General features: G+C 59.9%; 18 protein-coding genes and 1 pseudogene. 9 read left to right on the forward strand and 10 right to left on the reverse strand.

Annotation, left to right across the window (positions count from 1 at the left end; genetic code table 11):
- Window positions 1-142 precede the first annotated feature (142 nt).
- The 4 genes from GLX_RS09005 to GLX_RS09020 all read left to right on the forward strand — a co-directional run bounded on the left by GLX_RS09005 (window position 143) and on the right by GLX_RS09020 (window position 7,327).
- On the forward strand, window positions 143-1,600 hold the full coding sequence (locus tag GLX_RS09005; RefSeq protein WP_014105659.1) for an HsdM family class I SAM-dependent methyltransferase: 1,458 nt from the start codon (window positions 143-145) through the stop codon (window positions 1,598-1,600).
- Window positions 1,597-2,787 (forward strand): restriction endonuclease subunit S, encoded by a 1,191-nt coding sequence (locus GLX_RS09010; protein ID WP_014105660.1) that lies wholly within the window; start codon window positions 1,597-1,599, stop codon window positions 2,785-2,787. The genes GLX_RS09005 and GLX_RS09010 overlap by 4 nt, the downstream gene beginning before the upstream one ends.
- A complete protein-coding gene (locus tag GLX_RS09015) occupies window positions 2,787-3,785 on the forward strand; it encodes a hypothetical protein (RefSeq protein WP_014105661.1) in 999 nt (332 codons plus the stop codon). The genes GLX_RS09010 and GLX_RS09015 overlap by 1 nt, the downstream gene beginning before the upstream one ends.
- 146 nt (window positions 3,786-3,931) lie before the next feature.
- Window positions 3,932-7,327 carry a DEAD/DEAH box helicase family protein gene (locus tag GLX_RS09020; RefSeq protein ID WP_014105662.1) on the forward strand — a complete coding sequence of 1,132 codons (3,396 nt, stop codon included), beginning with the start codon at window positions 3,932-3,934 and terminating at the stop codon, window positions 7,325-7,327.
- A gap of 161 nt (window positions 7,328-7,488) precedes the next feature.
- On the opposite strand, the gene GLX_RS17280 is transcribed toward GLX_RS09020, so the two are convergent.
- Window positions 7,489-8,246 (reverse strand): IS5 family transposase gene (locus tag GLX_RS17280; protein WP_148268573.1). Its coding sequence is split into 2 segments (ribosomal slippage): window positions 7,489-7,925 and window positions 7,925-8,246, totalling 759 coding nucleotides; the frame shifts between segments, so codons are not numbered across the junction.
- Window positions 8,247-8,260: 14 nt separating this feature from the next.
- On the opposite strand from GLX_RS17280, the pseudogene GLX_RS09035 reads away from it, so the two are divergent.
- Window positions 8,261-9,376 (forward strand): annotated as a pseudogene (locus GLX_RS09035) (DUF3387 domain-containing protein); the annotation flags it as partial.
- 90 nt (window positions 9,377-9,466) lie between these two features.
- Here the strand turns inward: GLX_RS09035 and GLX_RS09040 are convergent.
- Both GLX_RS09040 and GLX_RS09045 read right to left on the reverse strand, forming a co-directional pair.
- The gene (locus GLX_RS09040) at window positions 9,467-10,222 is read right to left on the reverse strand and encodes a class II aldolase/adducin family protein (protein WP_014105664.1); all 756 of its coding nucleotides are present in this window, start codon (window positions 10,220-10,222) and stop codon (window positions 9,467-9,469) included.
- 206 nt (window positions 10,223-10,428) lie between these two features.
- The gene (locus GLX_RS09045; protein WP_041247314.1) at window positions 10,429-11,301 is read right to left on the reverse strand and encodes a dimethylarginine dimethylaminohydrolase family protein; all 873 of its coding nucleotides are present in this window, start codon (window positions 11,299-11,301) and stop codon (window positions 10,429-10,431) included.
- A 405-nt stretch (window positions 11,302-11,706) separates the two neighbouring features.
- Here GLX_RS09045 and GLX_RS09050 point away from each other — a divergent pair, with 405 nt between their 5' ends.
- The 4 genes from GLX_RS09050 to GLX_RS09065 all read left to right on the forward strand — a co-directional run bounded on the left by GLX_RS09050 (window position 11,707) and on the right by GLX_RS09065 (window position 16,348).
- Entirely contained in the window at window positions 11,707-12,687 is a 981-nt protein-coding gene (locus GLX_RS09050; protein ID WP_041247315.1) for a LysR family transcriptional regulator, read from the forward strand.
- Window positions 12,688-12,752: 65 nt separating this feature from the next.
- Window positions 12,753-14,315: an ABC transporter substrate-binding protein/permease gene (locus GLX_RS09055; protein WP_014105667.1), complete on the forward strand. Its 1,563-nt coding sequence runs from the start codon at window positions 12,753-12,755 to the stop codon at window positions 14,313-14,315.
- Complete coding sequence (locus GLX_RS09060; protein ID WP_041247316.1) at window positions 14,305-15,069, forward strand: amino acid ABC transporter ATP-binding protein; 765 nt, start codon at window positions 14,305-14,307, stop codon at window positions 15,067-15,069. The genes GLX_RS09055 and GLX_RS09060 overlap by 11 nt, the downstream gene beginning before the upstream one ends.
- A gap of 145 nt (window positions 15,070-15,214) precedes the next feature.
- Window positions 15,215-16,348, forward strand: coding sequence for a L,D-transpeptidase (locus GLX_RS09065; protein ID WP_014105669.1), 1,134 nt, complete (start codon window positions 15,215-15,217; stop codon window positions 16,346-16,348).
- Window positions 16,349-16,603: 255 nt separating this feature from the next.
- Here the strand turns inward: GLX_RS09065 and GLX_RS09070 are convergent, their stop codons facing one another.
- From GLX_RS09070 to GLX_RS09100, 7 genes are all read right to left on the reverse strand, one after another.
- Window positions 16,604-18,973, reverse strand: coding sequence for a phosphoketolase family protein (locus GLX_RS09070; RefSeq protein WP_014105671.1), 2,370 nt, complete (start codon window positions 18,971-18,973; stop codon window positions 16,604-16,606).
- Between the two features lie 42 nt (window positions 18,974-19,015).
- Entirely contained in the window at window positions 19,016-20,230 is a 1,215-nt protein-coding gene (locus tag GLX_RS09075; RefSeq protein ID WP_014105672.1) for an acetate/propionate family kinase, read from the reverse strand.
- Between the two features lie 321 nt (window positions 20,231-20,551).
- Window positions 20,552-21,232, reverse strand: a complete 681-nt coding sequence (locus GLX_RS09080) for a phosphorylase family protein (RefSeq protein WP_014105673.1) — start codon at window positions 21,230-21,232, stop codon at window positions 20,552-20,554.
- Window positions 21,233-21,552: 320 nt separating this feature from the next.
- Complete coding sequence (hpnE, locus tag GLX_RS09085; protein ID WP_014105674.1) at window positions 21,553-22,866, reverse strand: hydroxysqualene dehydroxylase HpnE; 1,314 nt, start codon at window positions 22,864-22,866, stop codon at window positions 21,553-21,555.
- 7 nt (window positions 22,867-22,873) lie between these two features.
- The gene (gene hpnD / locus GLX_RS09090) at window positions 22,874-23,758 is read right to left on the reverse strand and encodes a presqualene diphosphate synthase HpnD (RefSeq protein WP_014105675.1); all 885 of its coding nucleotides are present in this window, start codon (window positions 23,756-23,758) and stop codon (window positions 22,874-22,876) included.
- A gap of 85 nt (window positions 23,759-23,843) precedes the next feature.
- The gene (gene hpnC, locus GLX_RS09095; RefSeq protein WP_014105676.1) at window positions 23,844-24,707 is read right to left on the reverse strand and encodes a squalene synthase HpnC; all 864 of its coding nucleotides are present in this window, start codon (window positions 24,705-24,707) and stop codon (window positions 23,844-23,846) included.
- The gene (locus tag GLX_RS09100) at window positions 24,704-25,936 is read right to left on the reverse strand and encodes a glycosyltransferase (RefSeq protein WP_014105677.1); all 1,233 of its coding nucleotides are present in this window, start codon (window positions 25,934-25,936) and stop codon (window positions 24,704-24,706) included. The genes hpnC and GLX_RS09100 overlap by 4 nt, the downstream gene beginning before the upstream one ends.
- Between the last annotated feature and the right edge of the window lie 7 nt (window positions 25,937-25,943).

A 25,943-nucleotide genomic window follows, 5' to 3' on the forward strand; every position in this document is an offset into this window, starting at 1 on the left:
TGGTGCCTGACACGTGAGCGCACACCCATGATGGCCAGCGCATAAAGTCGCATAAACAGGCCGGACATAAGAGCGCATCTGACCGGGTCTTCACGTTAAATCGGTATTCATCATCCAGCCGGTAGAATAATACGTTTTAGAAATGACATCGGGAGAACAATGTGAGGTATTGCGCTTAAACGGCCGTCCACATAAGACGGTCGAGGAACGCAAGTCAGAAGACCTCGGCCGACCCATCGCCCGCCGCATCTTCCCCGAAGGCACCGACGACAAGGGCGAGCCCTACGACAATCTTCGCTGGTCCCGCTTCAAGCATTTCGAAGCCAGAGAGATGATGCGCATCGTGGATGAGCACGTCTTCCCCTTCCTGCGCCAGCTAGGTGAGGAAGGATCGTCCTACGGCACCCACATGAAGGACGCACGGCTTGGTTTCTCCAACGCCAACCTGCTGGCCAAGGTCGTGCAGATGCTCGACGAGATCCCCATGGACGACCGCGACACCAAGGGCGACGTTTACGAATATATGCTGAGCAAGATCGCCAGCGCAGGCACCAACGGCCAGTTCCGCACGCCCCGCCACATCATTGAGCTGATGGTCAACATCATGAAGCCCCAGCCCGGCGACACCATCTGCGACCCGGCGGCGGGCACCTGCGGCTTCCTTGTGGCGGCGGGGGAATACCTGCGCGACCACCATCCGGGGATGTTGCGAAAAAAAGAAACGCGCGACCATTTCCACAATCACATGTTCCATGGCTTCGACTTCGACGCGACCATGCTGCGGATCGGCGCGATGAACATGACCCTGCACGGGGTCGAGAACGCCGATGTCTCCTACCGCGATAGCTTGGCCGAGGAACATGGCAGCGACGCGGGTAGCTATTCCCTGATCCTTGCCAATCCGCCCTTCGCCGGATCGCTCGACTATGACACCACGGCCAAGGACCTTTTGAAGATCGTCAAGACCAAAAAGACCGAACTACTCTTCATGGCGCTCTTCCTGCGGCAGCTGCGGATCGGCGGGCGCGCGGCGGTGGTCGTGCCGGACGGGGTGCTCTTCGGTTCGTCGACCGCTCACAAGGACATTCGCAAGATGCTGGTCGAGGAACACAAGCTCGATGCCATCATCAAGCTGCCCTCAGGTGTCTTCCGCCCTTACGCCGGTGTGTCCTGCGCCATCGTGGTCTTCACCAAGACTGGCGTCGGCGGTACGGAGGGCGTGTGGTTTTACGACATGACGGCGGATGGCTTTAGCCTCGATGACAAACGAACGCCGCTTCTGGACGCCGAAAAGCTCGGCGTCTGCCCAGCACATACGCTGACGGACGAGGAGCATACGAAAAACAACCTGCCCGACATCCTCACCCGCTGGGGCGATTGGGAAGCCGAGGCAGCGCGGCCCCGCACAGCGCAAAGCTTCATGGTGCCTGCTGAGGACATCATCGCCACCGGGTCCTGGGACCTGTCGCTGAAACGCTACAAGGAGATCGAGCACGAGGAGGTCACCCACGCAGCCCCCACTGACATCATCGCCGAGCTACGCGCGCTGGAGGCCGAGATCGCCGAGGGACTGGATCGGCTCGAGGGGATGCTGGGATGAGCTGGCCTACAGCAACGCTCGACAGCATCTCCGAGGTGGTTCGAGGAGTTACCTTTAGCAAAGCCGATGCGGAAAGTGATCTGAGAGAAGGACTTTTGCCAGTTTTGCGTGCAGGCAATATCGCCGAAACGCTGAATATTGAGTCAGACCTCGTTTACGTTGATCAAGGGCGCATTTCGGAGAAGCAGAGACTTCGCCCGAAAGACATTGTCGTCTGCACCTCCTCTGGCAGCGCCTCTGTGCTTGGGAAAAGTGCGATGTTGGGGCAAGAGTGGCAGGGTTCATTCGGTGCGTTCCTTGCGACCGTCAGAACTGACTCGCATGTCGCTGATCCTGACTTTGTAGGTCACTACCTTCGGAGCCCCCGCTTTCGGGCATGGGCTAGCAACTCAGCGGGTATTGGCATCAAAAACATCCGAGCTTCTGACCTCAAAAAAATCGAAATCCCTCTCCCGCCACTGGAGGAGCAGAAGCGGATTGCGGGGATACTGGATCAGGCAGTAGAGCTCTGCCGCCTCCGCACCCGCACCCTCGACAAACTAAACTCCCTCGGCCAGGCGATCTTTCATGAGATGTTTGGGGATGTGGCACAGAACTCAATGGGTTTTCGGAGGGGAACCGTCGGCGACCTAGCTGCAGAAACTCAATACGGGACAAGTGAGAAAGCCAGAGAAACTGGGCCGCTTCCAGTACTGCGAATGAATAACCTGACATATGACGGCCGGATGGATCTAGCGTCTCTGAAATACATGGACCTCAAGGCCTCGGACTTTGCAAAATACACGGTTGTCGCAGGCGACATGCTGTTCAACCGCACCAACAGTCCTGACCTGGTGGGAAAAACCGCGGTCTATCGAGGCCAGTCGCCGATGGCCTTTGCAGGTTATCTTGTCCGACTTCGTGCAAATGCGGAGGGGAACACGGACTACATTTCAGCGGTGCTGAATTCGGCTTATGGAAAGGCTACCCTGCGCGGAATGTGCAAAAGCATTATCGGCATGGCCAACATCAATGCTAAAGAGCTGTGCAAAATCTCGCTGCCGATCCCGCCACGCCAATTGCAGGACGCTTTCTCCAACCGACTGTCCGAGGTCGACAAAGAGCGACCCAAGTTCGAAGCGGCAATAGCCGAGAGCAACACCCTCTTCGCCTCCCTCCAACACCGTGCCTTCCGGGGAGAGCTTTGATGCGCGGTGAATTTCTGGGTGTCCAAAGACTGCTGATAACCGAGGTCTTCGAACCTTTGTTCGAGTTCATTGAAGAGAACGAAATCGAGGTCGAAGACTTGTGGCTGGATATCTTGCAGTCGGCGTTGCCAAGACCGATGCCGCCGGTCGCCCCGACATACCAATCGTACAACGACGACGGTGAGCTGCACCTCCCGGAGGACCTTGAGGCACGGGCAACCTACGAAGCGGCTCTCGAACGATATCAAGCCAAGCTAGAAACCTACATGAACGCCAGCATGGACGACGGACTCGCGCAGGATTACATCCACAATTTTTTCGACGATGCGCCCTCGGAACATGCCCTCGTCGAAACTCTTGAGAAGTCCTTTAAACCTTTCGACGATGCCGGCGACGATCAGCTGTCAAACGCGTACTTCGTTGCCGTCCAGACTTTCATTGAGAAGTTCAGCCTTCGCTACGACATCCGCCGACCGTCCTTCAACAGTAGGATGTCGATATATCCAACGCTTCCAGGGCTATTCACCAAGATGCTGCGAGATCTGAGGCTATCCAGCGCTCAAGATACCGCTCTAGCCGCGCTAATGGTGGCCTTCGAGGAGGCGATCCGAGATCTGCACGATGAGCGGTCGCCTCGAAGAGTGAAGCAATGCATTGCGGCTCAGTTCAACCTGCTCGAAGCTATGTTATCCCAGCACCCGAACATACTTGCCTATAATGCCAGTATGGAAAACCGCACTCCGAAAGGCCAGAAGGTGAACACTTTCGGTGCAATGTGCGACAAGGCGGGCGTGTGGCCTCACAACAAGGTCAGGGAAGCCGCAAAAGCCATCTATGGCTTTGCGTCCGACTATCCGGGAATTCGCCATGGCGGTAATCCGGCCAGCCAACTGCGTGAAGTTGATATGCGCGATCTCCTTTCGATATCTGTGATTTTGACAGGGCTTTCCCCTTATTTGAGTCCCTCCATGGATCCAGAGAAGATTTATTTGGATTGAGGATTGCATGACCACCAGTTTACCCGTGCTGCCAAAATTCATTCCGTCCAAAAGGGCATGATTCAGCTCGTGACCACAGGAACAGATTTCCCTCTTGGTCAAGCTATTCCGGGTGAAACGGAATTCAGTTTTGAGGAGGCTAATACATGAGCCAGTTCAGTTTTCTGTCAGCAGACTTTCCAGCCCTCTTTAAAACGGCCAGCAAAGCCGAGACACACGCGTTGTCCGACCCGCGAGGAGCTTGCTTCTGGGCGCGGCTGACGCTTGAGACAGCACTGAAATGGCTCTACCGGACCGACCCAGCGCTGCGGACCGGCTACACCGACACGCTGGCTGCGATGATTGCTGAGCCGAGCTTGGAGGCGCTGACCGGCCCCTCCATCGTCCTCAAGGCCCGCTACATCAAGGACCAGGGTAACCGCGCCGCCCATGACACTGGCAAGACACTGAGCGCCTATGATGCCAGCGCCTGTGTACGCGAGTTGTTTCATGTCTGCTACTGGATTGCCCGGACCTATGCCAAGATCGATCGCCCGGACCCGGCGCTGACCTTTGATGCCGGGAAGTTGGAGAAATCGCTGACAATCACCGCCAGCACCGTGGCGCAGATTCAGAAGATTGAAGCGGACATCAAGGCCGAGCGCAAGCGCGCGGCGGACGCCGAGGAAGCCCTTCGTACCTCTGAAGAGGGACGCGCCAAGCTGGATGCGGAGCTAGCCGCCGTGCGGGCGGAGATGGCCGCACTGCGCAAGGCCAACAGCACAGTGCAGGACGACCACGACTACGGTGAGGCCGAGACCCGCGATAACTTCCTCGACCTGCTTCTGAGCGAGGCGGGCTGGCCTCTCGATCAGGAGCGGGACCGGGAGTTCGCCGTGACTGGCATGCCCAACCAGAGCGGTGACGGTTACGTCGACTACGTGCTCTGGGGCGACGACGGGAAGCCTCTGGGTTTGGTCGAGGCCAAGCGGACGAAGAAAGACAGTCGAACGGGGCAGCAGCAGGCGAAGCTCTACGCTGACTGTCTGGAGAAGCGATACGGTCGCCGCCCGGTGATTTTCACCAGTAACGGCTACGAGCACTGGATCTGGGACGACCAAGCCTATCCGCCGCGACGGATCTCGGGTTTTCTGAAGAAGGATGAGTTGCAGCTGCTCTTACAGCGTCGCGAGAACATCAGCCCCTTGGCGAAGGTCGATGTAGACCCGGAGATTGCGGGGCGTCACTACCAGCAGCGGGCCATTCGCCGTGTGGGTGAGGCCATCGAACGCGACGCTCAACGCAAGGCCCTGCTGGTCATGGCCACGGGCAGCGGCAAGACCCGGACCGTCATCGCCCTGATCGACCAGTTGATGCGTGCCAACAGGGTGAAGCGCGTGCTCTTCTTGGCGGACCGGATCGCCTTGGTGAAGCAAGCCCATGGGGCGTTCAAAGCGCATCTGTCCTCGACGCCCTCGGCCAACCTGCTTGAGCGACACGACACCAGGAAGAACGACCACGCCGGAGCGCGCGTCTGCCTGTCGACCTATCCGACCATGATGGGGCTGATCGAGGAGAGCAAGGGCGGCGAAAAGCGTTACGGCCCTGGTCACTTCGACCTAATCGTGATCGATGAGGCGCACCGGTCGGTCTACCGCAAATACCGGGCGATCTTCGATTACTTCGACAGCCTGCTGGTCGGGCTGACTGCGACACCACGCGATGAGATCGACAAGGACACCTATTCCCTGTTCGGGCTCGAGAAAGGCGTGCCAACCGACGCTTACGACCTTGATGATGCCGTGAGCGATGGTTACCTCGTGCCACCGACCACCATCTCCGTGCCGCTGAAGTTCCAGCGCAACGGCATCGACTACGATCAGCTGACCGACGAAGAAAAGGAAGCCTGGGACGCCATCGAGTGGGACGAGGACGGCACAGAGCGGGACCGCGTCGAAAGTGCCGACCTGAACAAGTGGCTTTTCAACAAGGACACGGTCGACAAGGTGCTGGAGCACCTGATGCTCAACGGGATCAAGGTCGAGGGGGGCGACCGGCTGGGCAAGACGATCATCTTCGCCAAGAACAGCAAGCACGCCCGGTTCATCGTCGACCGCTTTAATGAGGCCTATCCGTATTACAAGGGGCAATTCGCCCAGCTGATTGATTACAGCGTCAGCTACGCCCAGTCGCTGATTGACGACTTCTCCAAGGCGGACAAGACCCCACACATCGCGGTTTCGGTCGACATGCTGGATACCGGCATCGACGTGCCCGAGGTCGTGAACCTCGTTTTTTTCAAGATCGTCAGGTCCAAGACCAAGTTCTGGCAGATGGTCGGTCGAGGAACCCGCCTATGTCCCGATCTATTAGGGCCAGGCAAGGACAAGCAGCAGTTCGTCATCTTCGACTACTGCCAGAACCTTGAGTTCTTCCAAGAGAACCTTAACAAGACTGATGGCCCCACAGCTAAGCCGCTAGGCGAGCGATTGTTCGGCTTACGCGTCGAACTGATCGAGGCCTTGGCAGACGCAGGCGAGCCGCACGAGGCGCTAATCAAGGACATCAAAACTCGGCTCCGTGACGAGGTACTTGGCATGCCGCTGGACAACTTCATCGTCCGGGCCAAGCGGCGGAGTGTCGAAAAGTTCCGCGATCCGAAAGGCTGGGGCAACCTGACCCTCGACGACCGACTGACGTTGATCGAGGAGGTCGCCGGGCTGCCAACGGCCTTCGAGGATGGCAACCTGCCCGCAAAGCAGTTTGACCTATTGCTTTTGACTACGCAGCTAGAGCTGCTGAAGCAGACCGGAGCCTCCACCAGGCTCCAGGTGCGAATCATCAGCTTCGCTTCAGCGCTGGAAAGCATTGACAACGTGCCTCTCGTGGCGAAGGAAATGGAGCTGATTCTCGACATTCAGACTGACGCCTTCTGGGAAGACATCACACCGGAGATTCTGGAGACCGTGCGTCGACGCCTTCGACACTTGGCTGAGCTCATCAAGCCTATGGAGCGCAAGGTGGTCGTCACCGACTTCGAGGATGAAATCGGCGAAGGGACCGAGGTCACCATGCCGGAGGTGGGCAGCGGGGTGGACAAGGCGCGCTTTAAGATGAAGGTTCGTCGCTTCATTGACGATCATCGTGACCACATCACCCTAATCAAGATCCGCCGAGGTGAGCCCCTGACCAAGCTGGATCTCGAAGAGCTGCAGCGCATACTAATAGAGCAAGAGATCGCGAATGATACCCTCATCGCTGGCCTCGACGAGGAAGGAGGCCTCGGACGCTTCTTGAGGTCACTGACCGGCCTGGACAAAGCTGCCGCGAAGGAAGCTTTCAGCACATTCGTGGGGCAACATCAATTGAACGCCGACCAAACCGAGTTCCTCGATTTGGTTATCAATAGCCTGACGGAGTCTGGGTATGTCGATCCGGCTAGCTTCTACGAGAGTCCGTTCACCGATCTGGACGACATGGGCATCGCTGGCGTCTTCGACCGAGATCAGGCTAAAGAGATTATTCAGATTGTGAGAACTCTGAACGATGCTGTTGCTGCGTGATCAACTACTTCTCACTGTCGCATATCAAACACACATCTCTCATGCCTACCAAAGCAACTGCCTCTAAATATAAATTCTGGGGCTATTTACTGTGACACATCAATGCGGCTCTCATAATCACGCACGAACTGGCATCAGAGGGTCACTGTTAGGCTCAGGACTCATAGCCAGAAGATGACGGTTGCAGCGAGGCAGATGGCTGAGAAGAAGACGTTCGGGCATCTGTCATAGCGTGTTGCGACCCGCCGCCAGTCCTTGAGGCGGCCGAACATGATTTCGATGCGGTTGCGTCTTTTGTATTTTCGCTTGTCGTATTTGACTGGTTTTCCGCGGGATATTCTTCCCGGAATGCAGGGCCTGATCCCTTTTTCCTCCAGGGCATCCCGGAACCAGTCAGCATCATAACCCCGATCCGCCAGCAACCACTGTGCCATGGGAAGGTTGTCCAGCAGAGCAGAAGCTCCGGTGTAATCACTGATCTGTCCGGCTGTCATAAAGAAGCTCAGCGGTCGTCCGTTCTGATCGGTAACCGCATGCAGCTTGGTGTTCATGCCCCCTTTAGTGCGTCCGATCAGGCGGCCTGGATCCCCTTTTTTAACCGCAGGCTTGAAGCCGTGTGGTGTGCCTTGAGATAGGTCGCATCAATCATAATAGTCTGAGGCTCAGCCTTCGCGGTAGACAGGCCATCCATCATCCGCATGAAAATGCCCATGTCGCCCCAACGCTTCCAACGGTTGTAGAGCGTCTTGTGCGGACCGTATTCCCGGGGCGCATCACGCCAGCGCATACCATTGCGGTTCACAAAAATGATGCCGCTCAGCACGCGGCGGTCATCAACGCGCGGTTTACCATGGCTCTTGGGAAAAAACGGCCGCAGACGCTCCATCTGTTCATCCGTCAGCCAAAACAGGTCGCTCATCTTCAGTCTCCTTGCAGAACCTGAAGGCGGCTTTGGGTGAATATTCCGCCGGAGACCGCGAACAGGTCGGCATTGACGAAGGCGAGGCCATCCGCGCCTTGCAGGAACGCTACGAAGTTGTGAGGGCCATGTTCAACCCCGGTCAGCCCGGCGGCTTTGACTACCGCCCGGCCTTGCAGGACGGCGCAACACCCAAGGCCAAGCTTTCCATCATGGCGGGAGCGCTTGACCATATTCTGGGCCAGCAGCAACGCGCCATGGCATCCGCCAAAAATGATGAAGAACGTAAGGCTGCCCAGAAGCGCTACCCTGATGCCGTCAAGGCGCTCTCAGTCGCCTTTGCGCTGGCTTCTGCCAGTGATGAGGCCGCCAGATTACGCGATGAAATCGGGTTTTTCGAGGCTGTCAGGGCGGCACTGGTCAAGAGCGTAAGCAATGGCAACGATGGGCGCAGTGCGCAGGAGCGCGAACTGGCCATCAAGCAACTGGTCAGCAAGGCGGTCATTTCAACCGATATTATTGACATCATGGAAGCCGCAGGTATTGGAAAGCCTGATATTTCCATCCTTTCGGACGCCTTCTTGCAGGAAGTGCGGGAAATGCCCCAGCGCAATCTGGCCATCGAAGCGCTCAAGAAGCTGCTGGAAGGCCAGATACGCAGCCGCACACGCACCAACATCACGCAAGCCGAAGCCTTCTCACAACGGCTGGAACAGGCCGTTGCCCGTTATCACGCCAACGCCCTGACATCCGCCCAGATACTGGATGAACTGATCCGCATGGCCCGTGACATGGCCTCTGCCCGCGACCGGGGGGAGGAACTGGGTCTGACACAGGAAGAAATCGCCTTCTATGACGCACTGGCCCAGAACCAGAGTGCCAAGGAAGCCATGGGCGACCCCAGCCTGCGGGTTATCGCCACAGCACTGGTGAAGACCATTCGGGAAAATGCTACAGTGGACTGGACAGTAATGGCCCAGGCCCGCGCCAAAATGCGGACTTCCGTCAAACGCCTGTTGCGTCACTATGGATACCCGCCAGATATGCAGGATGAAGCTGTGCAGCACATCCTGCGTCAGGCAGAGCAGTTCGCGCCCATTTGGACAGATAAGGGAGAAACGCCCCCATGATCGTAATGCTGGAGTGGTCTTTTCAAACGCTCCCTTGTTCGCCCTTCAGAACGGGTGCGCAGTTCCCGCCACCACGCGTGCCTGTATGAATCAGGTCCTGTAATCAGGCTGTTCGCGGTCCAGCTTGCGGCGCAGGGCCTGCCAGATCAGACAACCCTGATCGGGGTCATCATCAAACTGTTTCTTTGTGCGCAGGATCTGCGCTTCGGACGGAATATGCAGCGGCATGCCCGTGGCCTGTGCCGCGATCTGGATACGGCAGGCCTGTTCCAGATAATACATACGGTAGAAGGCATGCGCCACGGTGCCCCCGACCGTAAGCAGACCATGATTTTGCAGGATCAGCGCGCTATGGCTGCCAAGGTCGCGCACCAGGCGCTCACGCTCGCCCAGATTGTCATCGGCGGCAATGCCTTCGTACGGATGAAAGCCAACACTGCCGTAAAATTCCATGTTGATCTGGTTAAGTGGCAGGATATTGGTCTCCTGCGCCGCCACCACCATACCCGGCACGGTATGGGTATGCATGACACACGCGGCATCGGGCCTGCTGCGGTGGATGGCGGAATGAATGACAAACCCGGCCGGGTTGATCGGCCATGATGTTTCCTGCCGGGGCAGGCCATCCGCATCGACCAGAACCAGCGAGCTTGCCGTAATTTCCTCAAATAGCAGGCCATACGGATTGACCAGATACACATGGTCATGGCCGGGCACACGCACGGACAGGTGGGTATAGACAAGATCGGTCATGCCAAAATGCGCCATAAGGCGGTAAGCCGCTGCCAGATCTTCACGCAGGGCCTGCTCGGATATCATTGCAGGCGCAACCGGTACTGTAGACATGATCTTGAAGAACCCCGTCGTTCAGATGGCTGCCTGAAAAGGCAATCCAGAAAATATCTGGTAAGCGTAAAGGTGTGTTCGGTGAAGCTTTTTTCAAAAAACTTCGAAGAACGCCGTCTTTCTGAAAAAAGGTAACACCCAAAATACGTCTTGTCTTTTTTGTCAAAAAGGTTGTTTTCGGGCCCTTCCCGTCACGGCATGAACGCTCATCCCGGCAGCAGCGGGCGCCGGCGCAGCGGCATGGTCATACAGTGGATGCTGCCACCACCTTGCGAGAACTGGTCCAGTTCAGGCTCAAGCACGCGTAACCCTTCGGCGCGCAGCATCTGGTTGATGCGTATGCAGTGCTTCGGGCTGACCACACGCCCCCCGCCCAGGGAGAGCACGTTGCAACCCATGTCGCGCATCGCCTCGGCATACGTGACCGACAGCAGGCGGATGCCCTGCGCGCGCAGCCATGCCACATCCGCACTGTCCAGCGCATCCACCAGCGCAATGGCCAAGTCTGCCGTCACCATGGTAAAGATCACATCAAGATGCAGGTAGTGTTCGGGAAAGCGGATCATGCGGCATGTCCATCCCGCATCCTCGAACCAGCTGATGAACTTGGCCGCACCCGCTTCGTCCGTGCGGCCGCCGCTTACGCCTACCGCCAGCAGGCCGGGGCGGATGATATGGATATCCCCCCCTTCGATATGGCCTTGGGTGCAAGTCTTCCAGATCCCGCCGTCCCCATAGAAATCCCGCACCGGCCCGGTCTCGGCCTGGCGCTCTGGGCGGACAAGACTGGTCACAACAGTGCCGAACGGCGTCGTCTGGGAACTATCGCGGGTATAGACCTGATAGGGCATGCCCGCATGAGGTGTCAGGAAATGGCAGGTGACCTGCTCGGCCCGCAACAGGGCCACCAGACCGTCAAACTGCGCCTTCAGGGCCACATGGTCGAGCTTTGCGCCATTGGCCATGCTCTGGATGGCAATGTCGTTGCTTGGTATCCAGGAATAATGATCGGGCCGACAGAGTAGCACATCCTCCAGTTGCCCGGTTTCACTGTCCATGAACCTGCGGTCTGTCACCATTCCCTCGCAATCCTTGCTCATGATCCAAATAGATTACTCTACCGATCCGAAACGATAACAACCGCACCACATGATAAAATATCAATAGTTCATAGTTTACTTTGTATTTTCGTTAATCCCGCCCTCTCCTGCCCAGCCACGAGACCTGCATGCCAGCACGCCGGGACACAAATATATCTTTTTGATTCTTTATGAACATTTTATGTTTATAGTCTGCATGTGACGGCTCTCGCCTACCTGCCGTCATGATCGTTACAATGCACCGATAATCCTGATAACGAACTGGCCCTGCCTGATAATGAGAAGATCCGCATCCCCCCTTATGGTTTTGCACGGCAGGAAACCCGGTCGCCGGCCGCGCCGCGCCGCGCCCTGCATGCCAGGCATGGGGCAGGACATGCGAATATGACACGACAGTACACATCCGCTCCGGCTACCGCCACATCTGGCCGCCGCAATATGGGGCACCGCAAATCAACCGGCTTTCATGGACAGATTGCCGAGGTGGACCTGCGCCTGCTGCGCGTGTTCCGCACGGTTGCGGAACACGGCGGCTTTGCCGCAGCCGAAGTAGCGCTGGGCAAGAGTAAATCCTCCATCAGCATCGATATATCGGCATTGGAAAACCGGCTGGGCCTGCGGTTGTGCATGCGCGGGCGCGGCGGCTTCGCGCTGACAACGGAAGGGCAGATGGTCATGGAAGCGACCAATGCGCTGTTTTCCGACATCGCACGCTTCCAGCAACGCATAAACGAAGCCAGTGGCATGCTGTCGGGACGGTTCTGCCTGTATGTGCCCGACAACATCCAGATCCATGGCGAAACGGCGCTGGTCCGGGCAATCGGCACCTTTACCGCAAACCATCCGGCCGTTTTCATGGATATCCGCTCCGCTTCATCGCGGGAAGTCGAATTCGCGGTGCTCAATGGCCAGGCCTCCGCCGGGATCACCCTCAGTTCCCGGCACCTGCCCGGCATGCAGACCACCCCGCTGTTCAGGGAAGAGTTGCACCTATTCTGCGGCATGCGCCACCCCCTGTTCAACATGCCGGAAGACGAGATCACACCCGAACTGCTGTCCCACCAACGCATGATCGAGGTGGCGGAAGCAGCCACATCCCCCATGTGGGAAGGGCTGCGCCCACGCCTGAGCTTTGCTGCGGCGGCAGAAAATGTGGATTCGCGTGCGCTGCTGATCCTGTCGGGCAGCTATATCGGCTTCCTGCCCGACCCCTTTGCCCACCCCCTGCTGCGTAAGGGCATGCTGCGCCGCATCGAACTGGGTGGACTACAGTTGATGACGGGCTTCCATTTCCTCGCCCGTCCCTCGGCCGAGACCGGATTGCTGGTCGATACCTTCCGCACCATTCTGGAGGATGCCTGCTGAGACCGCCCCACACCGGCACGTATCCCTTCCTCCACACGCGGAAGAAGCATGCCCTGCCCCCTGCCATGGCACAGCCCGCATGCCGCACGCACGTCTGGCCCATGCTGTGGGCAGCACTGCTTGGGCTGCTGCTGGCCATGGCGGGACATGCACGGGCGGACAGCCCGGACCTGCCAGGATTCATCCACGATGGCACGTTGACAGTCTGTACCAATCCAACCTTACCCCCCATGACATTCGTGAACGGCACGGACGCCAACGCGGTAGACGGGTTGGACATGGACATCGCCCACAGCCTGGCGGCCTACTGGCATGTGCACATTGACATTACCACCATGGAGTTCAGCGGCCTGTTTCCCAGCCTTGCGGCGCAGCGGTGCGCGATGGTGGCCAGCGGTCTCATCCGACTGCCCGCGCGGGAAGAGAATTTCGATGCGATCACCTATCAGGATACCGCCCTCGTCATCGTGGCACGCGCGGGCACGCGGCCCCTGACCAGCATGTCCGACCTGTCAGGTCGGACAGTGGCCGTGCAGGCCGGCACCAGCTACGCCGCATGGCTGGCGCGCGAAAATACCAGCATGGCCGCCCATGGCCGTCCGCCCATTATCATCCAGCAATACCCGACGGAAGACCAGGTGGTGCAGCAGGTCCTCGTCGGGCGCGCCTTCGCGTTCGCCAGTCAGGATGTGGAACTGTACTACCGGCAGAAACAGCTTCACGGCGAGATCAGCATCATCCTTGTTCCCCCCTCCCCCGAATACGGGCATTTCGCCCTGTACATCCGCAAGGATGCACATGACCGGGCCTTACTGGCACAGGCAGTGGCCAGCCTGGAACATAATGGACAACTGGCGACCATCCGCCAGAAATGGACGATCACGCCCGACCATGCGGGTAGCCTGTCCCACCCCGATCCTGCGCCCCTGTTCCGCTGGGGCGTCTTTTTTGGCGCGCTGACCTCCACAGCCTTTGCACGCGGCGCCTTCATCACCCTTGCCATAGCCGTGCTGTCGCACCTGACCGCCATCGTCATTTCAATCCCGATCGCGCTGGCGCTCAATGGCCGCAATACCGTGCTCAGGCTGGTGCTGAAGGGTTATGTCACCCTCTTCCGTGGTGCCCCCACGCTGTTGCAACTGCTATTCATATGGAATGCACTGCCACAGTTCCTGCCCATCTTCCGTGAAAGCTGGTTCACACCCTTCCTTGCCACATGGATTGCGCTCTCGATCAATGAATCCGCCTACCAGGTCGAAATCAACCGCGCGGCACTGGCAGCAGTGGACAAGGGGCAGGAACTGGCAGGCGATGCGCTGGCCCTGTCACGGCGGCAGGTCTACCGGTATGTCATCTTTCCGCAGGCACTGCGCATCGCGCTGCCACCGACCATGAATGCCTTCATCAGCCTGCTCAAGACCACATCGCTCGCCTCGGTCATCTCACTACAGGAACTGCTGGCTGTCACCCAGATACAGGTGGCTCGTACATTCGAGTTTACCGAATATTATGCGGCGGCACTGGTTTACTACCTTGCCATGGTTTTTGTGTTCCTGTTCATACAGAAATGCATCGAACACCGCTTTGCATGGGCCGATCCCCACAGGGTAACTACCAATGCCCCCTGACACCACACCCCTACCCGACCCGGACACCATGATCTCGGCGCGCAACCTGTACAAGCTGCACAAGGATTTCATGGCCCTGGACCGGATCAACCTTGACATCCGGCGCGGGGAAAAAATTGTTGTGCTGGGACCATCGGGATCGGGCAAGTCAACCCTGATCCGCTGCTTCAACCGCATTGCACCGCATGATGGTGGCATCCTGAGCATTGATGGACAGATCATCAATGAACACACCGACCTGACCCGGTTGCGCGCCACAGTGGGGCTGGTCTTTCAGGATTACAACCTGTTCGCGCATCTGAGCGTGCTGGACAACTGTACACTTGCCCCCCGGCTGGTCAGGAAAATGCCCCCCGCACAGGCCCGTGACATGGCCATGCGCTTCCTTGCTCAGGTTAATATTGGGGAACAGGCACATAAATACCCAATCCAACTCTCGGGCGGACAGCAGCAGCGCGTGGCCATCGCGCGCGCGCTGTGCATGCAGCCCGGAATCATGCTGTTTGATGAACCCACCGCAGCGCTCGACCCCGAGGCGATTTCCGGTGTAGTGCGGATCATAAACGACCTGGTGGCACAGGGCATTACCACCGTGTGCGTAACCCATGAAATGGGTTTTGCACGTCATATTGCGGACTGGATCATCTTCATGGATCATGGGCGCATACTGGAAATGACCCGTCCGGCCGCGTTTTTTACCAATCCCACCACTCAGCGTGCCCGTGATTTCCTCGACCAGATGATTGCTTACTGAATACAGGCCCCTGCGTGCCAACCGCATGCAGCCTGCGCCATGCAGTCGGGGTATGCCGTTTGCCTGCCGCCCATGCTGTCAGACACATCCAGATACGATATAAGAATACCCGTCCATATGTCCCTGCCCGAGGTACACTGACTGCATGATGCTCCCAATGCGCCTGATCCGGTTACACGCTCTGGCCCTGATCACCGTGTTCATCACCAGCAACACCACGCAGGCCGGGACAACGGGCCAGCCTGATGCCGTGCTCATGCTCCAGCAGGACATGGAACACGAAATCGGCGCGCAACAGATCCACCGCCGGCCCCGCCAGACACAGCGCGCCATGGCACTGGCTGCCAGCCTACTTGACCAGACTGCTACATGGCCACAGGACACGGAGGTGATCCTGGTGGTGGACCGCGCGCCCACGGTCCAGTGCCTGTGGTTCGTGCTGACCCGACCCGGGACGCACACGCTCACGCCACTGGGCATGGTATCGGTCAGCACTGGCCGACCGGGACGCAAGGAGCATTTCCGCACGCCGGTTGGCATATTCATCAATACCGGGCAGATTCAGGGCTACCGCGCGCAGGGTACCAAAAATGAACACGGTATTCGGGGCAATGGCGAAAAAGGCATGCGGGTCTGGGATTTCGGATGGCAGACAACCGAGGACTGGCGCCGCAAGGGGGCCGTTGCCGTCGTGCGGTTGGAAATGCATGCCACCGACCCCACCTTTCTCGAATCGCGGCTGGGGCAGACGGACTCAGAAGGCTGCATCCGCATCCCCGCCCGTGTAAACAGCTTCATTGATCACCATGGCCTGCTCGACCGCCAACTTGACCTGATGGCGCAGCAGAACGACCCGCAGAAAACCCGCGCCATCCGCGCGCTGCTTGGTGCCAGCCATCATCCTTCCCCGCTGGAAGGGGACCGGATGGTAGTGGTGGATTCATCGGATACCAGTCCCCTTCTGTCCGACCCGGCCCTGGCCCAACGGATGCAGGACAGCTTTGCCCAGTTTCTTGCGGGCACGCAGAATACGGCGCCAGGTACCCCGGCACAGGTTGCAAGCCAACCCCTGGTTCCACTACCCGCAACGACATCCGCAACCCAAACACAACCCATACCGGCCGCCCCGCCTGCTGGAACAGCATTAGGTGCTGCTCCTGCTCCTGCTCCTGCTCCTGCTCCTGCTCCTGCTCCTGCTCCTGCTCCTGCTCCTGCTCCTGCTCCTGCTCCTGCTCCTGCTCCTGCTCCTGCTCCTGCTCCTGACGACTGGGGCGATTGATGCAGCGTTTCAAATAAAAAACGATATTGCAAAATTTTTATATTTATTATTAAGATAAATTGTAAAAGTTTTTGGGTGTCTACTTTTTAGAAAATGGCGACATTCTCCGAATCTTTTTGAAAAAAGCATCACAAAAAACTTCTGTACTTTACGGATATTACAGATGTATTCCGCATATGGCATACCGGGCAACAGCGCATAAAAAAGGGGGCATGACTGCCCCCTTTCCTAACCCATCAACATGACTGGAACCAGTTACGACCAGCGCCAGTTGCGGATCTCGGGCAAGTCCTCTCCATACTGCGCCACGTATTCCTGATGTTCAACCAGCTTGTTGCTGATCGCCTCATTGGCATAGGCTGCCTTGGCCGCAAGGCCCGGCACATGGCGGATCACGTTCTGCACAAGATGGAAACGGTCAAGGCTGTTACGCACCGTCATATCGAATGGCGTAGTGGTGGAACCTTCCTCACGGTAGCCATGCACATGGAAGTTGCGGCAATTGGTCCGCTTGTAGATCAGCTTGTGGATCAGCGCCGGATAACCATGGAATGCGAAGATAACCGGCTTGTCTGTGGTGAACAGGCTGTCAAACACGAAGTCATCCAGTCCATCCGGGTGCTGGGTCTTCGACTCAAGCGTCAGCAGATCCACCACGTTGATTACGCGGATCTTCAGTTCCGGCAGGTGCCTGTTCAGCAACTGCACCGCAGCAAGCGTTTCCATGGTCGGCACGTCACCCGCGCAGGCCATGACCACATCGGGTTCGCCACCCTTGTCATTGCTGGCCCATTCCCAGATACCGATGCCCTTGGCGCAATGCGCCATGGCGGCATCCATATCCAGCCATTGTGGTTCGGGTTGCTTGCCCGCCACGATTACGTTCACACGGTCACGGCTGTCCAGGCATTTATGGGCCGTGCACAGCAGGGTATTGGCATCGGGCGGCAGGTACACCCGCACCGTCTTGGCTTTCTTGTTCAGCACATGGTCAATGAAGCCGGGGTCCTGATGGCTGAAGCCATTATGATCCTGCCGCCAGACATGTGACGTCAGCAGGTAGTTCAGTGATGCGATCGGCGCCCGCCAGGGCACCTCATCAGCCTGCTTGATCCACTTTGCATGCTGGTTGACCATCGAATCCACAATGTGGATGAACGCCTCATAGCATGACAGGAAACCGTGGCGACCTGTCAGCAGGTAGCCTTCCAGCCAGCCCTGGCAGGTGTGCTCGCTCAGGATTTCCATCACGTGTCCATCAACAGCCAGATGGTCATCATAATCGAAGGTCTCGGCGTTCCAGGCGCGGTTGGTCACGTCCAGCACGGCATTGAGGCGGTTGGAGTTGTTCTCGTCCGGTGCCAGCACACGGAAATTGCGCGCGGCCAGGTTGAGCTTCATCACATCCCGCAGCCACGATCCAAGCACACGCGTGGCCTCACCCAGTTCATGCCCCGGCGAGGACACGCTCACCGCGTAATCACGCACATCCGGCAGGCGCAGGTCACGGCGCAACAGACCGCCATTGGCATGCGGATTCGCACTCATCCGGCGGTTGCCCCTGGGCGCCAGTGCCGCGATTTCGGGCATCAGGGTGCCGTTTTCGTCAAACAGTTCTTCCGGCTTGTAGCTGTGCATCCACTCATCGAGCAGCTTGAGATGCTCGGGCTTGGTCATGTCGGTAATAGGCACCTGATGGGCACGCCAGTAACCTTCCGTGCGCAGACCATCCACCGTCTTGGGGCAGGTCCAGCCCTTTGGGGTGCGCATGATGATCATGGGCCAGACCGGGCGCGTGGTGTCGTTCTTTTCACGCGCGGTTTTCTGAATCTCGGCAATGCGGGCAAAGGCCGTATCCATTGCCGTAGCCATCTTCTGGTGCATGGTGTCCGGGTCATCCCCTTCCACCACGATCGGATCATAGCCGTAGCCACGGAACAGGCTCAGCAGTTCCTCGGGCGCGATACGGGCCAGAACGGTGGGGTTGGCGATCTTGTAGCCGTTAAGGTGCAGAATCGGCAGGACCGCGCCGTCGGTCCGGGGGTCAAGGAACTTGTTGCTATGCCACGATGTGGCCATGGGGCCGGTCTCGGCCTCGCCATCGCCCACCACGCAGGCAACAACCAGATCGGGATTGTCAAACGCAGCACCATAGGCATGCGAGAGCGAATAACCCAGTTCACCGCCTTCGTTGATCGAACCCGGTGTCGTGGGTGCGGCATGACTGGGAATGCCACCGGGGAAGGAAAACTGCTTGACCAGACGGGCCAGGCCGTCCGCATCCTGCGACACTTCGGGGAAATACTCGCTGTACGTCCCTTCCAGATAGGTGCTGGCCACCACACCCGGCGCCCCGTGACCCGGACCCGCCACGAACAGGACACTACGGTCCTGTTCACGAATGATGCGGTTGAGGTGCAGGTAAAGGAAGTTCAGCCCCGGTGTGGTGCCCCAGTGGCCCAGCAGGCGCGGCTTGGTATGTTCCAGCTTGAGCGGTTCACGCAGCAGCGGATTGGCCAGCAGGTAGATCTGGGCAATCGACAGGTAGTTTGCTGCATGCCACCATTTGTTGAACAGGGCGACATCCGCTGCGGACAGCGGTGTTGCGGATGCAGTTTCACTCATTTGCGTTCCTTCCGAGATAATTCATCTCTGCCCGGCCTGCATTCAGCCCAGACACATCAGCACATGCCGACGGATTGTTGTTTCCTCATCGGTGGGAATAATACGCACCTCCACGGCGCTGTCGGGCGTACTGATAATTTCCCGATGCGCGGCATTGGCCTGCGCGTCTATCCGGATAGCCGCCCATTCCAGCCGCGTGCACACAGCGGCACGGATGATGGCATCATGCTCACCAATACCGGCGGTAAAGACCAGTCCGTCCAGCCCCTGCAGGGCGGCCATCATGCCGCCTGCCTGCTGGGCAAAGCGGTAGACAAACAGGTCCAGCGCCGCCGTTACCGCAGGGCTCGTGCCCGCATGGGCATGCAGGTCGCGCATGTCATCCGACAGGCCTGAAACACCCAGCAGGCCGGAACGGTGATAGAGGATATTCTCGATCTCCGCGACACCCAGCCCTTCCTCGCGCAGCATGTACAGGAGCACGCCGGGGTCCAGATGCCCACACCGTGTGCCCATAACCAGACCATCGAGCACCGAGAAGCCCATGGTCGTATCCACGCTGCGCCCACCCAGCAGCGCGCACAGGCTGCCACCGCTACCGATATGGGCCACAATAGTGCGCCCCTGCGCCAGATGTGGCGCGCATGTGCGCAGGCTGGCTGCGATATATTCGTAAGACAGACCATGGAACCCATAGCGCCGCACGCCTTTTTTTGCGTACTCGTCCGGCAGCGCCTGCGCCTGCGCAACCGGGGGCAGGGTATGGTGGAAACCGGTATCGAAACACGCCACCTGCGGCAGGTTGGGGTACTGCGCCAGCAGGGCGCGGATGGGGGCCAGGCTGCCGGGCTGGTGCAGCGGGGCAAAAGGGGTCAGGGCGGTCAGACGCGCCAGCACATCGGGGGTGATTCGCACGGGGGCGATGAAATCTGGCCCGCCATGCACCACCCTGTGGCCCACGGCCATGAGATCGACATCACCCAACTGCTTGCCTACCCACTCCATCAGGGTGGCCATGGGGCCGTGGTGGGCCTGCGCCGGCGTGCTGCCGGGGGCAATGGGCGCCCATGTCTCGTCCACCAGCACGCCGCCCGAGGCATCATGGGCGACAAAATGGGGATGGGTACTGATCCCCTCCAGTTCCCCCGATGCAATGCGGCGGGAAGGAGAAGTGACCGTATCACCCTTTTCAATGGCGAACAGGGCGAACTTCAGGCTTGAAGAGCCTGCGTTGAGTGCCAGAACGGCATGGGTCATGCCTATATCCCCCTGTTCGTTTTACGAAACCGGCAGCATGTCACGCTGATCTGGCAAGCCTGACATTGATGCGAATCAATTGCCTACGTCGCAGCCCCGTCCAGAAAAGCACAATATCCGACCGGCAGGCCATGCGCTTGCCGTGGGTACAGGGCTGCATGGCAACGTGGGATATCTGAAAAAGTTTTTTAAATCAGCCTTCTACAGACATAAACCATCCAGTGGCTTTTGCCATTTTGGGCACAGGGTGCGCGCGGGCGTGCATATCACCTGCCCATATCACATATTTGCGTGCGCGCCCTGCGGGTGAGCGCGCGCGACTCAGCCAAAACGTCGTGCCAGCACGGCGCGCACGGCCTTGCGTGCCTCCCCCGCATCACGCCCCACACGGATAAGGGCGGGAATCTGCAACGGGTTGCACATGATACTGCGCACCAGCGCCCCGACCGCAAGACTCCCATCGGGTCGCAGGGCCACCACGGCGGCAGGGGGCAGGGTGCGGTCTGCCGGATCACACACCACGCGCATGACCGCAAAGGGCACCTTGCGAGCGGCGGCCATTTCCGCCACCACGCCGCTTTCCATGTCCAGCGCCACGCAACCGGTCTGGCGAAACAGGTCCGCCTTGCGCGCGGCCGCCGTCACGATCACGTCGCTATGCAGCAGGTCGCCTGCCATCACATCGGCACGGGTCGCCCCTAACCAGCCCAGTAGTGCGGGGGATACGGCAATCCGCTCGGCATTGACCACCACATGCGCGGGCATGACCACGGCGCCAGGTGCAAGTGCCGGGTCCAGTCCCGCCGCCAACCCGAAGGAAAGCAACGCATCCGCGCCCCCTTCCAGCAGGTCGAGTACCGCCTGCCGCGCACCCGACAGGGTCGCCCCGCTCAGGCCGAAACGCGCCTGCGGCAGGAAGGGACGGATCAGGGATGCTTCCGCCTCCATCCCCACCACAATGCCCAAGCGTGAAAAGGGAGATACGGATACGGGATCAGACATGACTGCCCCTTTCACAGGTTTTTACAAACTGTAGCCAACACGACCACATTCACAAAATGGTCTGCCACGCCCATACACGCGCGCCACAAACCAAAAAAACTTCCGGAAATCATGCTAATGCAGACGGGACACACGAGAAAATCCCGCTGCGTTGCAGACCTTCCCTGCCGTCTTTGTATTGCCCTCGGCGGGTGTGCGAAAAACTGGCATTGCCACGCGGGGCATGGCGTTCCCTGCCGGCAAGGTCCGCCCCATCACCGCGACAGACCCAGAGTAACAGACAGGGCGGCAGAAGCCTGTAGACAATCCGTGCCATACCATCATTGCGGGCGACCAGCAGTGCCCCGGCGGTCATGCACGGCCCGTGCTGCCGCCGCACCGGAGCGGATCGCGCCCTCGATCGTGGCGGGCAGCCCCGTTGCCGTCCAGTCACCGGCCAGCAGCAGATTGGCGGCCATGGTACGCGTATCCGGCCGCAGGCGGTCCTGTGCCGGGGTTGCAGCAAAGGTAGCACGCTTTTCACGCACAATGCGCAGCGGTGGCATGGACACAGGCAGGGGCACCATTGCCGCGGGGTCGATCGCGGCACGCACCTCGTTCCAGATGAGGCCCGCCAGTTCGTCCAGATCCCGCGTGGCGTAGCGATTGGCGGCGCTGACCGTGACCGAGAGAATCCGCTCCTTGGCAAATACCCACTCACTGATCCCGCCCACAACGCCAATGAAATGAGCCTGCGCCAGACCACCAGTCAGCACGGGCGGCCGGGGCAGCAGGAAATGTACGTTCAGGATCGACTCGAATTCATCCGGTGCGCTGAAGCCGGGCAGGCCACCCGCCAGCAAGCTGGCCGCAACGGGAGCCGGCACCGCCATGATTACGGTATCTTGCCCGCCAATGACAATTCGCTCCTCGCCCAGACGCAGCGCCGTAACCTGGCCCGCTTCCATTTCCACCCCGCTTACACGGCTAGCGGTACGCACATCCGCCTTCAGCACCGACAGGTGAGCAAGGGCAGGATCGACAAAACTTTCAGACAGGCCCACGGCGGGAAAGCGCGGCAGGCAGTTACGCCCCCCCTTCGCAAGGCTCTCCTTCACCACCGCGCCCAGCAGGGCGGCGCTACCGATATCGGGCATGGTATTGAGCACGGATATGGCAAAGGGTTCGAGCAGGCGGCGCGCCAGGCTACCGGGCTGCAGACAGTCGGCCACCACCATATCCGGTGCAGCTTCCATCAGCGCCATCAGGCCGCGCAGTTCAGCCAGCCGCATGCCCGGCACGCGCCTGCGCTTCGAGAGCACCCATAGCGGCACCCGCCCACGGGAGAGGTCGAGCGTCCAGCGCAGCCGGTCGGCCAGGTCCACGAACGGAAAGACAGGGTGCTTCGGCCCCACCAGCGTATCCTGCGCCCCGATCAGGCCCAGATAGCGGTACACCGCCGGGTTGCCTGACAGCAGCAGGTGGTTGCCATTATCAATCCGGCAGCCCAACTGGCGATCAAGATAAGATCGCGCGCGACCACCGCAGGCCGGTCCTGCCTCGTAAACCGTGACCCGTTCGCTGCCGCCCGCCAGTTCAACCGCTGCCGACAGGCCAGCCAGCCCGCCGCCAACAATATGGACATGTCCCGCCATGCTCTGCTCAGCCCGCCAGCGCGCGCAGCGCGATCAGCAGCTTGCGCGGGCGCGAGAGCGAGACCCGCCGCTCCGGCGTGCCCCAGCCCTGGCGTTCCTGTGCCGAAAGGATGGCGGCATAGGTCGCCCCCATCAGGCGGGCGGGGCGCATGGCCGTGTGGTCGCATTGTGCCATGGCCACGGCTGCCGCACGAAAATGGTCATGCGCGCGCCCGGCCAGGATGCGCCCTACCTGCTCAAGGCGCGACGAGCGCATCACCGCTTCGGGTTCAGGCGTAATATTGAAGCGCTCCAGCAGGTCACGCGGCAGGTACAGGCGGCCCAGACGAGCATCCTCTGCTACGTCGCGCAGGATGTTGGTGATCTGCAACGCCCGGCCCAAATGGTAGGCCACCTGGTCGGCACTGGCCGACGCATCGCCAAACACCCGTACCGACAACCGCCCCACGGCAGAGGCCACGCGGTCGCAATACAGGTCGAAGGTAGCTTCATCCGGGGCGACAACGGGGCCACGGGCATCCATTTCCATGCCGTCGATCACGTCATTGAAATCCTGCTGGCGCAGGTCGAAGCGACGGATGGTAGCCATCAGCACACGGTCAAGGCCATCTTGCGCCGCGCCCGCGTAAAGCCGGGCAATGCGCGCGCGCCATTCTTCCAGTCGGCGCGAGCGGTCGGCCGCATCGCCCTGCTCGTCATCGGCCACATCATCCACCAGGCGGCAGAAGGCATAGACCGCGTACATGCCATAACGCCGGTCCGGCGGCAGGATACGCATGCCTTTGCCAAAGGATGTACCCGACCGCACCACGATCTGCTCGACCTGTGCCAGATCGGCGGGATCGCTGCCCAGTACCGGAGCCTCATCATGCCGCGCGCGCAAAAAACCCATTCCCGCGTGTTCCGTTCACTTCAACAAATTACAGTTCAGCCTGTTTTGTAGCGGCAATAACGCGCCAGGACAAAATCCCGCCCGCTCAGACCAGCGTATGCATGGCCCCCGCCACAGCCCCCACCACATCCGCGCGTGAAAGTTTGACACGGCCCGCTACCGGGTCCTCCACCCGCAGGCGGGCCGCCAGACGTTTTGACAGACCCACGATCACCGCCGCCTCCATACGCATGCGTCGGTCACGGATCATGCGCGGCAGCAGGACGGCGTGGCGGTTGAGTTCATCCACCCTGTCCAGCAATGCCGCAAACACGCGGCGCAGGCCGGGCACGGCATAGGGGCGGCGCAGGTCATCAACCGTTACCCCCTCGCGCTCAAGCCATGGGCGCGGCAGGTAGCAGCGATCGAGGGTGCGCAGGTCATCGGCACAGTCCTGCAGGTGGTTGATTACCTGCAGCGCCGTGCACAGCGCATCCGACGCGGCAAATGTCTTGGGATCCTCGCCATGCAGTTCCAACAGAAAGCGCCCTACGGGGTTGGCGGAATAGCGGCAATATTCCTCCAGTTCCTCCCATGTGTCATAGCGATTCTTCACCGCGTCCTGCCGGAACGCCACGATCAGGTCGGTGGCCGTATTGGTGGAGACACCGGTGCGGGCCAGCGTGCGCCCCACGCGCACCGCCGTCTGTGCATCGCGCCGGTCGGGAGCGGTACGCCTGCCCAGCACCACGTCCTCCATGGCATCAAGGCGGGCGATTTTCTGTTGTGCATCCAGCCGGTCAGTATCGACGATATCATCGATCACGCGGGCAAAATCATAATAGGCGTGCACATGCGGTCGCAGTCGGCGGCTGATCAGCAGGGAGCCGACCGGAAAGTTCTCATCGCCCGCGTCCTTGCCGGACGAGACATCCTCGCTGCCCCATACAGCCTGCTCATCAGTATTCACCCTACGTCATCCCCTATGGTGCGGTTCATTGCGGTCGCGGTGGTCTCACCACGCATATGTGTCGAGATCGCGCCATCAGGCTCGGTATAGGCGCGGCTTTTCCATACCACACCCCGGCCCCGATGATGATCCAGTGCCGAACCGATCGTGGCCAGCGTATAGAACCCCGCAATGACCGGCAGCAAGAGCGCCCATGCGGGTGACTGCCTGAACCGACGCAGCGTGGGCGTATAGGACGCCATGGACATGACCCATGCCCCGGCCCCCAGCAGGCTGGGCAGGCCATGGGCCAGCAGCGCCAGTTGCATGGGCACGATCCACACCAGCACCATGCCGATTATGGTGCCCACCAGCAGAAGAGGGGAATAGCCAAGCTGCACGTAGGCCGTTCGCGCGACCATGCGCCAGATATCGGCCGGATGCGGATAGGGGCGGATGGAACGGGCCAGGCAGCTGTGCCCCAGATAGATGCGGCCACCACTGTGCTTGACGTGGGCGGCCAGCGTGCAGTCATCAATCAGCGCGCCGCGCAGGCTCTCGATCCCGCCAATGCGGGCCAGCGCGCTCCAGCGCACCAGCACCGTGCCCCCTGCCGCCCCCGCCACCCGACTGCGCGGGCTGTTCACGCTGGCAAAAGGATAGAGCAGGGCAAAAAAGAACACGAAGGCTGGCACCAACATGCGCTCGGCCGGGCTTGCGCAGTTCAGTTCCACCATCTCCGATACCTGATCAAGATGGTCCGCCTGTGCCCTGGCCACCAGGGTGGAGACATGGCGCGGATCGTGTGTGATGTCGGCATCGGTCAGCAGCACGAAGCCATTGGAATCCGGCACCAGTTCACGCGCGCGCGCCACGCCCTGCGCCACCGCCCACAGCTTGCCGCTCCAGCCCGCGGGCCGCGCCCGGCCGGTCACCACCGTCAGCCGCCCATGCGGGTCGGGCACCTTGCGGGCCAGCCTGCCGGTCCCATCGGTGCTGTTGTCATCCACCAGTATGACATGCAGCGCGCCGGGATAGTCCTGCGCCAGCAGGGAACTGATGCAGGCCGCGACCGATGCCGCCTCATCACGCGCGGGCACCACTACGCACACTTCGGGGCAACTGGCCTGTGCAAGCTGCCTGCCGCGCACCGGCACCAGTACCGGGCCTGCCTGCCAGAAGCGGCCATGGCAGAAAATCAGTCCGAACCAGATGACCAGTATCAGGATGGAAAGCGCAAGCAGTAACATGACAGGG

Source organism: Komagataeibacter medellinensis NBRC 3288 (assembly GCF_000182745.2).
Classification (GTDB): Bacteria; Pseudomonadota; Alphaproteobacteria; order Acetobacterales; family Acetobacteraceae; genus Komagataeibacter; species Komagataeibacter medellinensis.

Excerpts from the sequence above, each read along its gene's own strand:
- GLX_RS09005 (WP_014105659.1), top strand. The coding sequence starts at position 143 with ATGACATCGGGAGAACAATGTGAGGTATTGCGCTTAAACGGCCGTCCA.
- GLX_RS09045 (WP_041247314.1), bottom strand. The coding sequence starts at position 11,301 with ATGGTGACAGACCGCAGGTTCATGGACAGTGAAACCGGGCAACTGGAG.
- GLX_RS09055 (WP_014105667.1), top strand. The coding sequence starts at position 12,753 with ATGGCACAGCCCGCATGCCGCACGCACGTCTGGCCCATGCTGTGGGCA.
- hpnE (WP_014105674.1), bottom strand. The coding sequence starts at position 22,866 with ATGGCGGGACATGTCCATATTGTTGGCGGCGGGCTGGCTGGCCTGTCG.
- GLX_RS09065 (WP_014105669.1), top strand. The coding sequence starts at position 15,215 with ATGATGCTCCCAATGCGCCTGATCCGGTTACACGCTCTGGCCCTGATC.
- GLX_RS09020 (WP_014105662.1), top strand. The coding sequence starts at position 3,932 with ATGAGCCAGTTCAGTTTTCTGTCAGCAGACTTTCCAGCCCTCTTTAAA.
- GLX_RS09075 (WP_014105672.1), bottom strand. The coding sequence starts at position 20,230 with ATGACCCATGCCGTTCTGGCACTCAACGCAGGCTCTTCAAGCCTGAAG.
- GLX_RS09060 (WP_041247316.1), top strand. The coding sequence starts at position 14,305 with ATGCCCCCTGACACCACACCCCTACCCGACCCGGACACCATGATCTCG.
- GLX_RS09080 (WP_014105673.1), bottom strand. The coding sequence starts at position 21,232 with ATGTCTGATCCCGTATCCGTATCTCCCTTTTCACGCTTGGGCATTGTG.
- hpnD (WP_014105675.1), bottom strand. The coding sequence starts at position 23,758 with ATGGGTTTTTTGCGCGCGCGGCATGATGAGGCTCCGGTACTGGGCAGC.
- GLX_RS09050 (WP_041247315.1), top strand. The coding sequence starts at position 11,707 with ATGACACGACAGTACACATCCGCTCCGGCTACCGCCACATCTGGCCGC.
- GLX_RS09100 (WP_014105677.1), bottom strand. The coding sequence starts at position 25,936 with ATGTTACTGCTTGCGCTTTCCATCCTGATACTGGTCATCTGGTTCGGA.
- GLX_RS09040 (WP_014105664.1), bottom strand. The coding sequence starts at position 10,222 with ATGTCTACAGTACCGGTTGCGCCTGCAATGATATCCGAGCAGGCCCTG.
- GLX_RS09015 (WP_014105661.1), top strand. The coding sequence starts at position 2,787 with ATGCGCGGTGAATTTCTGGGTGTCCAAAGACTGCTGATAACCGAGGTC.
- GLX_RS09010 (WP_014105660.1), top strand. The coding sequence starts at position 1,597 with ATGAGCTGGCCTACAGCAACGCTCGACAGCATCTCCGAGGTGGTTCGA.
- GLX_RS09070 (WP_014105671.1), bottom strand. The coding sequence starts at position 18,973 with ATGAGTGAAACTGCATCCGCAACACCGCTGTCCGCAGCGGATGTCGCC.